Source organism: Pyramidobacter sp. CG50-2, from assembly GCF_003612005.1.
GTDB lineage: Bacteria > Synergistota > Synergistia > Synergistales > Dethiosulfovibrionaceae > Pyramidobacter.
This window is the reverse complement of sequence record NZ_RAWT01000005.1, coordinates 70,732-76,955: the sequence shown is the minus strand read 5'-3', so window position 1 is coordinate 76,955 and position 6,224 is coordinate 70,732. Positions and strand designations below refer to the sequence as shown.

Sequence of the window (6,224 nt, the reverse complement as noted above, 5' to 3'; positions counted from 1 at the left end):
TGATCCTGCGGTTATCGTATTTTGCCGGGCGTCCACGTTGACCTGATTTCGGGTGTTCGGGCGGCAGCATTCTCTTGATTCGATTCCACTCGCTGGAGGTCAGTTCATATCTTCTCTCTTCCATGAGAAAAGTTTAAGCGATTGGATCGATTTAGGCAACTTTGACGTTTTTTAAACAAGCCCTAGAATCGGGGAGGAAAAATGATTAGAATCAGGCAGAAATAAATAGAAGAAATATGGACGGCCACTTTCCCATAAACATGAACTCAATCTCCTATTCCGCGAAAACGAAAACTCAGCGTTTTTGTGGAATAGGCACGCCGGTACGCGCATCGGATGTCGCCCTGCACTCAGCCGTTTCGCAAGCACAAACAAAAATGCCGCCCGTCGAACGGCGGGCGGCATTTTTGTTTGTGCCGTTTCAGTGTTCGCTGACAATTTCCTTGACTTTCATCAGCTGGCTGGTGGTCGAGCGGGCCTGTTCGTCCAGCTTCATCGAGATGTATTTGATGGTCTCGGCGTAGTTGGGGATCATGACGTGCTCGAGGGCGTTGACGCGGCGGCGGGTGCGCTCGATTTCGGTCGACATCAGGGCGACGGCCTTTTCGTCGGCGGCAAGCTGGAGCAGCCCGGGAATGACTTTGGAAAAGTCTTCGAGGGCCACGTCGAGGCTGGCCGGCGTGGTCGCCATGCCGTAGTTGAAGGTGCTGCCCTCCTGATGGACTTCGTACTCGGGCACGATGACGCTCATGACGTTCCGCGTGGCGACGTCGAGGGTGCAGGTGCTGCCGGAGATCATCAGAGCCTGTTCGAGCATGGCCGGCAGGGTCTGGGCGCGGGCCATGAGGAAGCTGCGGTAGCACGAGACGAGCTCGCTTTCCACTTTCTCGCGGGTGGCCTTGACCGCGCGGGCTTTTTCGAGGAAGGCTTTGATCAGGGCGTCCTGCTTGTCCTTGAGCAGCTTATGGCCGCGCTGGGCGACGGCGAGACGTTTCTTGAGCCGCGAAAGCTCCATTCGGTTGGGGTTCACGTTCACACGTGCCATTGCGATCCCCCTCCCTTACGCCTTTTCCTCTGGGTTTTCTTTTTCCTTCAGCGGCATCAGGTATTTCTGGATGTACTTGTCCTTGACGCGTTTCAGTTCCTTGACGGGAACCATGTTCAGGAGTTTCCAGCCCAGTCCGAGGGTCGTCTCGACGGTGCGGTTTTCGTATTCGCCCTGACGGACGTACTCGTCCTCGAAGCGCGAGGCGAATTTGGCGAACGCCTTGTCGTCGTCGCTCAGAGCGCCTTCGCCGAGGATGACGGCCAGTTCCTTGGCTTCCTTGCCGCGGGCATAAGCGGCGAAGAGCTGGTTCATCAGGTCGGCGTGATCCTCGCGGGTCTTGCCTTCGCCGATGCCCTTGTCCTTCAGTCGCGACAGCGAGGGCATCACGTCCACGGGCGGATAGATGCCGGTACGGTGCAGGTTGCGGCTGAGGATGATCTGGCCTTCGGTGATGTAGCCGGTAAGGTCGGGAATGGGATGGGTCTTGTCGTCTTCGGGCATGGTGAGGATAGGCACCTGGGTGATGGAGCCGGTGCTGCCCTTGACGCGGCCGGCGCGCTCGTACATGGTGGCGAGGTCGGTGTAGAGGTAGCCGGGATAGCCGCGGCGGCCGGGGACTTCCTTGCGGGCGGCGGAGATCTCGCGCAGGGCCTCGCAGTAGTTCGTCAAGTCGGTGAGAATGACGAGGACGTGCATGTTCTTCTCGAACGCCAGATACTCGGCGGCGGTCAGCGCCAGCTTGGGCGTGTAAATGCGCTCGACGGCGGGGTCGTTGGCAAGGTTGACGTACATGACGGTGCGGTCGAGGGCGCCGGTCTTGCGGAAGTCTTCCATGAAGAAGGCGGCTTCCTCGAAGGTGATGCCCATGGCGGCGAACACGACGGCGAACTTCTCGCTGCCGCCGCCGATGACGTTCGCCTGACGGGCCAGCTGGGCGGCCATGCGGTTGTGAGGCAGTCCGGAAGCGGAGAAAATGGGCAGCTTCTGGCCGCGGACCATGGGGTTCATGCCGTCGATGGTGCTGATGCCGGTCTGGATGAACTCGTCGGGATAATCGCGCGAGTAGGGATTCATGGCCAGTCCGTTCACGTCGATGTTTTTCTCGGCGATGATGGGCGCGCCGCCGTCGATGGGATCGCCGCGGCCGTTGAAGACGCGGCCGAGCATGTCTTCGGAGACGGGCAGTTCCAGCGATTTGCCGAGGAAGGTCACGGAGGCGGTGTCGACGTCGAGGCCGTCGGTGCCCTCGAAAACCTGCACGACGGCGCGGCCGGAATCGGTCTCCAGCACTTTGCCGCGGCGGCGGGAGCCGTCGGGCAGCGCGACTTCGACCAGAGAATCGTAGGGAACTTCCTTGACGCTCTCGACGACCAGAAGGGGGCCCGCAAGGCTGCTTACGGTTCTGTATTCAACTGGCAGGTTCATTATTTATCGCCTCCTGACGCGAGAAGCTGGGCAATTTCGTCTCTCATTTCGCCTTCGAGCGCGTCGATCTTTTCGAGTTCCTGCTCGCCGACCAGCCCCATGCGGGCGATCTTCTCGCGCACGGGCAGGTTGAAGAGCTTGTTCATCTCGGCGCCGCTCTGCAAAGCTTCCAGTCCGGCGTGATGGAACTTGAGGATCGTCGAAAGCATCCTGAACTGTTTTTCCATCGACGTGTACGTGTCCACGTCGCTGAAGGCGTTCTGGTGCAGGAAGTCCTCGCGCAGCGACTTGGCCGTTTCCATGGTCATGCGCTCGTTGCGCGACAGGGCGTCCATGCCGACCAGCTGCACGATCTCCTTCAGCGAGGACTCCTCTTCGAGCAGCGTCATGGCCTCGACGCGCGCGGGCGTCCACTCGGCGTCGAACTTGGCGTCCCAATACTCGTCAAGCTTCTTCGTGTACAGCGAGTAACTGTTCAGCCAGTTGATGGCCGGGAAGTGGCGCTGATAGGCCAGATTGGCGTCCAGTCCCCAGAAGACCTTGGTCACGCGCAGCGTGTTCTGCGTAACGGGTTCGGAAAGGTCGCCGCCGGGAGGCGAAACGGCCCCGATGACGGAAACCGATCCCTCGCGGCCGTCGCCGCCCAGGCAAATCGCGCGGCCGGCGCGCTCGTAGAACGAGGCCAGACGCGTGCCCAGATAGGCGGGATAGCCTTCTTCGCCGGGCATTTCTTCCAGACGGCCGGACATCTCGCGCAGGGCTTCGGCCCAGCGGCTGGTGGAATCGGCCATCAGCGCCACGGAATAACCCATGTCGCGGTAGTACTCGGCGATGGAAATTCCCGTGTAAACGCTGGCTTCGCGGGCCGCGACGGGCATGTTGGACGTGTTCGCGATCAGCACGGTACGCTTCATCAGCGGCTGGCCGGAACGGGGATCCTTCAGCTCGGGGAACTCGCGCAGAACGTCGGTCATCTCGTTGCCGCGCTCGCCGCAGCCGATGTAAACGACGATCTGGGCTTCGGCCCACTTGGCAAGCTGGTGCTGGATGACCGTCTTGCCCGAGCCGAACGGGCCGGGCACGCAGGCCGTGCCGCCCATGGCGATGGGGAAGAACGTGTCGACGACGCGCTGGCCGGTCGTCAGCGGCGTGACGGGCGGCAGCTTCTTGGCGACGGGGCGGCCGCGGCGCACGGGCCAGCGACGCAGCATGGAAACGCCATGTTTCTCCTTGCCGTCGTCGATCACGGCGATCACGGCGTCGACGTTGAACTCGCCGGACTCGACGGAGACGACCTTGCCGCTGATCCCGTTGGGGACCATGATGCGGTGCTCCACAAGAACGGTCTCCTGGACGACGCCAAGGACGTCGCCCTCGCTCACTTCGTCGCCGACGGAAACTCTCGGCTCGAACTGCCAGAGTTTTTCGTGATCGAGCGCTGAAACGCTGATGCCTCTGGCGATGAAGACGCTCTTCGACGCTTCTTCGATCGCCTTCAGAGGACGCTGAATGCCGTCATAGAACTGTTCGATAAGACCGGGGCCCAGTTCAACGCTCAGGGGTTCGCCGGTGCCCACAACGGGCTCGCCGGGACGGAGACCTGACGTCTCCTCGTAGACCTGGATCGAGGCGAGATCACCGTTGAGTTCGATGATTTCCCCGACCAGGCCGATGTCGCCGACGCGCGCCACTTCGTACATGCTCGCGCCGGTCATCCCCTTCGCGACGACCAGAGGTCCGGATATACGTTCGATCGTGCCTTTTACATTTTTATCCGTGGCCAAAACAATCGCCTCCAGGTGAATTCACTATTTCTCTGCGAAAATATCCATGCCGACCGCCCGTTCGACGCTGCTGCGCACCGCGCTCAGCCCCACGCCGATGGATCCGCGGATCCCGGGGATGGGAATGATGCTGGCCGCGTATTCCTGAACGAGCCGGTCGATCAGAGAAGCCTGAGCGACGAACTGCCGCTCTTCGACGAAGATCACGCCGTAGTCTTCGCGGGCCAGACGGCTCACGGTCTCGGCAATCTCTTCGTCGCTCTCGACGGGAAAGGGGCGCACGCCGACGGCCTGAAAGGGAAGCACGGTGTCGTAGCTCCCAACAGCCGCCATTTTCTTTCTTCCGGCATCAGTGGACATCGCGCAGCAACCCCCTTATGGCGTCCTTCTCGACTCCGTTGGCGACGGAAACGAGCACCACCCGCAAGTTTTTGGCTTCTATTTCCTTGGTCCAGAGGTAACGGACCACGTTGCCCGGTTCGAACGCGCCGAAACGGCTCTTGGCGATCGCGCCGGTGATGAAATTGTCCAATTCCTTCTCGTACTGCACGAGAAGGCTGTTGAAGCTTTCTCCTTCCGAAAAAGGAGCCAACAGCGCGCCGATGTCGGCGAAAGCCAGCAGGCGCCCCCAGTTTTCCACCGGTTCGGTCACGAGCGGCGTCAGCCGGTTGATCGGAAGCGAGCCGCCTTCGTGAAGGAAAGACGCGGCCGTTCCATGATCCATGTCGATGCGCGAAAGGCGCAGGAGCGTTTTCAGGTTCTCGCCGTCAATGCGGCAGCGAACCCAGTTTTCCACCCGCTCCATGCCGAGCTTTGCGGCGACTTCCCGCAGCGCTTTGAAATACACGCCGTCGAGGATCTTCTCCGCCGCAAGAGCGTTGTGCGTCTGCTCCCATGCCGCAAGGGCTTCGGGGATCGCCTGGTTGAATCCGTACGGAAGCTCCCAGTACTCCTCTCCTTCGATGGCCAGGATCAGCTTATCCGTGTCGATGTTGCCGAGAGAAGTGAGCAGATCGAGACGGCGTTTTTCCCCCCGAACCGTCAGGAACTGGCTTTTCAGCAGCGTTTTGACGTTGTGCACGTCGTAGACCAGACGCAGCAAACTGACCAGCTCACGGTCGGGAACGAACGCCTCGATTTCCGTATAGCTGTGGTGAAGTTCCGCCTCGATCGCCCGGTCGAATTCCAACGGCGATTTCAGCTCCATCAGCCAAGCCGAATAGGGAGTTTCTCCGAGAACTTTTACAGCCCCCTCCAGCGTGTCGCAGTCGATCATCCTCTGGAGGACTGACTCGTCAAGCAGACGGTTCTCAAGCGCCCTCAGACGCGCTACAGCGTAACCATACCGCTCCTTCGGGGCCATGATCACACCACCCTACTCCGCGTCAAACAGCCGTTTGACGACGTCGGACTCCAGTTCGTCCTTGAGCCAGTGGATCAGGGTTTCCAAGGAACAGTTCGTGCTGATCCTGCCCTTGCGAAGGATAAAGCCGCCTTTGACGTCCGCTTTCTCGGCGGAAAGCGTCAGCTTTTTACCCCGGGAAGCGTTGTATTTGTCGAGCCAGGTCTGATCGATGCGCTTCTCGCCGGCAGCCACGAGCAGTTCCTCGTCGCCGCTGCTGACCGCCTGATCGAGAAGCTTTTCCATGAACGCAAGATATTTGTCGCCGGCCAGCTTGCAGAGGCGCGCCAGCGCGCCGTCGAAACTACGGCCGATCAGCTCCTGCTTGGCGCCGAGACGGAGCTTTTTCACGTCCAGATTCGCGATGATCTGGGCGCGGCGGCGCACTTCGGGAGCTTCGGCGGCGTACAGGCCGTCGTAATACTTCTTGCTTTTGGAAATTTCGGCGTCGGCGTCCGCGTTCAGAACGTCGGCCTGCTTTCGGGCCTCGTCGAGCAGTTTCGCGGCCTCACTGGCCGCGTCCTGTTCGATTTTCTTCCTGATGTCAGCGAGTGCCATGGTTCGA

6 protein-coding genes are annotated in these 6,224 nt (G+C 60.6%); all 6 read right to left on the bottom strand.

Annotated features, from left to right (window positions below):
* Positions 1-421: 421 nt before the first annotated feature.
* From D7D26_RS02020 to D7D26_RS01995, 6 genes are read right to left on the bottom strand one after another with little or no spacing between them, the layout of a single operon-like run.
* Positions 422-1,045 carry a V-type ATP synthase subunit D gene (locus D7D26_RS02020; protein ID WP_120371819.1) on the bottom strand — a complete coding sequence of 208 codons (624 nt, stop codon included), beginning with the start codon at positions 1,043-1,045 and terminating at the stop codon, positions 422-424.
* Positions 1,046-1,060: 15 nt separating this feature from the next.
* Positions 1,061-2,473, bottom strand: a complete 1,413-nt coding sequence (locus D7D26_RS02015) for a V-type ATP synthase subunit B (RefSeq protein WP_120371818.1) — start codon at positions 2,471-2,473, stop codon at positions 1,061-1,063.
* Positions 2,473-4,257 carry a V-type ATP synthase subunit A gene (locus tag D7D26_RS02010; RefSeq protein WP_120371817.1) on the bottom strand — a complete coding sequence of 595 codons (1,785 nt, stop codon included), beginning with the start codon at positions 4,255-4,257 and terminating at the stop codon, positions 2,473-2,475. The genes D7D26_RS02015 and D7D26_RS02010 overlap by 1 nt, the downstream gene beginning before the upstream one ends.
* Before the next feature lie 24 nt (positions 4,258-4,281).
* Positions 4,282-4,617 (bottom strand): V-type ATP synthase subunit F, encoded by a 336-nt coding sequence (locus D7D26_RS02005; RefSeq protein ID WP_120371816.1) that lies wholly within the window; start codon positions 4,615-4,617, stop codon positions 4,282-4,284.
* A complete protein-coding gene (locus D7D26_RS02000) occupies positions 4,607-5,620 on the bottom strand; it encodes a V-type ATPase subunit (protein WP_120371824.1) in 1,014 nt (337 codons plus the stop codon). The genes D7D26_RS02005 and D7D26_RS02000 overlap by 11 nt, the downstream gene beginning before the upstream one ends.
* 12 nt (positions 5,621-5,632) lie before the next feature.
* Positions 5,633-6,217, bottom strand: coding sequence for a V-type ATP synthase subunit E (locus tag D7D26_RS01995; protein WP_120371815.1), 585 nt, complete (start codon positions 6,215-6,217; stop codon positions 5,633-5,635).
* Between the last annotated feature and the right edge of the window lie 7 nt (positions 6,218-6,224).